General features: G+C 73.1%; 4 protein-coding genes. All 4 read right to left on the bottom strand.

What is annotated here, in order from left to right; translation table 11 throughout:
- Positions 1-184 precede the first annotated feature (184 nt).
- Complete coding sequence (locus AC0CYZ_RS03745) at positions 185-829, bottom strand: heme-binding beta-barrel domain-containing protein (RefSeq protein ID WP_472212469.1); 645 nt, start codon at positions 827-829, stop codon at positions 185-187.
- The gene (locus AC0CYZ_RS03740; protein ID WP_472212467.1) at positions 826-951 is read right to left on the bottom strand and encodes a hypothetical protein; all 126 of its coding nucleotides are present in this window, start codon (positions 949-951) and stop codon (positions 826-828) included. The genes AC0CYZ_RS03745 and AC0CYZ_RS03740 overlap by 4 nt, the downstream gene beginning before the upstream one ends.
- Positions 952-1,102: 151 nt before the next feature.
- Positions 1,103-1,402: a DUF1416 domain-containing protein gene (locus tag AC0CYZ_RS03735; RefSeq protein WP_472212465.1), complete on the bottom strand. Its 300-nt coding sequence runs from the start codon at positions 1,400-1,402 to the stop codon at positions 1,103-1,105.
- The coding region (locus tag AC0CYZ_RS03730) for a sulfurtransferase (RefSeq protein WP_472212463.1) at positions 1,402-1,985 on the bottom strand (584 nt) is incomplete at its 5' end. The genes AC0CYZ_RS03735 and AC0CYZ_RS03730, both read right to left, overlap by 1 nt.

Raw genomic sequence — 1,985 nt, 5'->3', positions numbered from 1 at the left:
CCCGCCGTCGCCCGGCTGTGCGGGGTGGAGGCGGACGACCTCGGTGACCTCGTCGCTTCCGCGCTCGGGATCCTCCCCGACCAGGGGCGCCCCGCCGTCGCGACGGAGGCGGAGGGGCCCGACGAGGAGGAGCCGGCGGGCGCACCGGAGCGTGCCGCGGCCCCGATGTCCTGACCGGGCGCCGTCAGCCGGCGACGCGGACGAGGCGCGCCGACGTGTGCGGCTGCATCTCCTGGCCCATCATCGCCCGCTCCTCGACGTAGGCGAGGTCGCCACCGTCGACGATGCCGTAGAGGCGGGTGGCGGCCGTGACCTCCTTGGCGGAGGCGGTCCGCACCACCGCGTCGGTCGTCAGCTCCCACGACGTCTGGGTGCGCCCGGTGCCGTAGAAGATCTCGACGATGCCGGTCTGGTGGGCGAGGAGCAGCTCGATCGTCCCGTCGGGCTGCGGACGCCACCACCCGACCTCGCGGGCCGACGGGCGCACGACCGCGCCGCCCGGGCCGTCGAGCAGCCAGGCGCGGGCCTCCCAGGACAGGAACCCCCGGCCGTCGTGGGCCACGGAGATCTGCTGGCCGAAGTGGAAGGGCCCGTCGATCGTCGGGTAGACGACCTCGCCCTCGCCGCGCCACACCCCGACGAGCGGGAGCAGCGGCAGCAGTGCCTCGTTCAGGTCCGGGCCGAGCCGCAGGTTCGCGGTGTCGTCCGGGATCGGGAGGTCGTCCCACTGCGGACGGTTCCGCGCGCGGGTGCGCTCCGCGCGCTCCTCGGCAGCGCGGATGGCCTCGTTGCCCGAGAGGCCCTCGGGCAGGGCGTCGTCGGCGCTCACGACGGGTGCTCCGTCGCCCCGGCGTCGGCTTCGTCGCGGAAGAGCCGCCTCGTCAGCAGCAGCGCGTAGGAGAGGATCCCGGCGCTGCACGCGGCGAGGAGGACCGTGTAGACCCAGGCCACGCCGCCACCCTAACGACGAGAACCCGCCCCGCCCGGTGTCGGGGGCGGGACGGGTTCCCGGGCGCGTCGACGACGCGGCTTGACTGCCACTGGCTGCAAGCGAACAGACGAGCACGCCGATAGGGCTTCGCTTGCGCGCCCGGTGGCCTGCTCAGCCCACCGACACCTCGGTCGTGTACAGCCCGGGGCCGCCCACCGAGACGTCGGCCTGGCCGTTGCCCGAGCGCGAGAGCGCCCGGACCGTCCAGCTGCCCGGCGCGGCGAAGAACCGGTAGTCGCCGGTCGCCGAGGACACGACCTCGGCGGTGAACTCGCCGGTCGAGTCGAGCAGGCGCACGAAGGCCCCGCCGACGGGCGAGCCGCCGTTGGTGACCTTGCCGACCAGCACCGACTCCTTGGCCAGATCCGTCCCCGCGGGCAGGTCCGCGGTCTGCTCAGGTGCTCCGCACATCAGGACTTCCCGTCTCCCGTCTCCACCGGCACGCCGACCAGCGAGCCGTACTCGGTCCACGACCCGTCGTAGTTCTTCACGTCCGACTCGCCCAGCAGCTCGTGCAGCGCGAACCAGGTGTGCGAGGAGCGCTCGCCGATGCGGCAGTAGGCGATCGTGGACCTCGAGGAGTCCAGGCCCTCGGCGCCGTAGAGCTCGCGGAGCTCCTCGTCGGAGCGGAAGGTGCCGTCCTCGTTGGCGGCCTTCGACCACGGCACGTTGAGCGCCGAGGGGATGTGGCCGCCGCGCTGCGCCTGCTCCTGCGGGAGGTGCGCCGGGGCGAGGAGCTTGCCGGAGAACTCGTCGGGCGAGCGGACGTCGACCAGGTTCTGCTTGCCGATCGCGGCGACGACCTCGTCGCGGAACGCCCGGATCGAGACGTCCTGGTCCTTGGCCTGGTAGCTCGTCCGGTCGCGGCTGACCGAGTCGGTCGACAGGGCGCGGCCGTCGAGCTCCCACTTCTTGCGGCCACCGTCGAGCAGCTTCACGTTCTCGTGGCCGTAGAGCTTGAAGTACCAGTAGGCGTAGGCGGCGAACCAGTTGT

The organism is Actinomycetospora sp., from assembly GCF_055612215.1.
The sequence above is the reverse complement of the archived record's forward strand: the minus strand, read 5'-3'. Positions and strand labels throughout refer to the sequence as shown.

Excerpts from the sequence above, each read along its gene's own strand:
- AC0CYZ_RS03735 (WP_472212465.1), bottom strand. The coding sequence starts at position 1,402 with ATGTGCGGAGCACCTGAGCAGACCGCGGACCTGCCCGCGGGGACGGAT.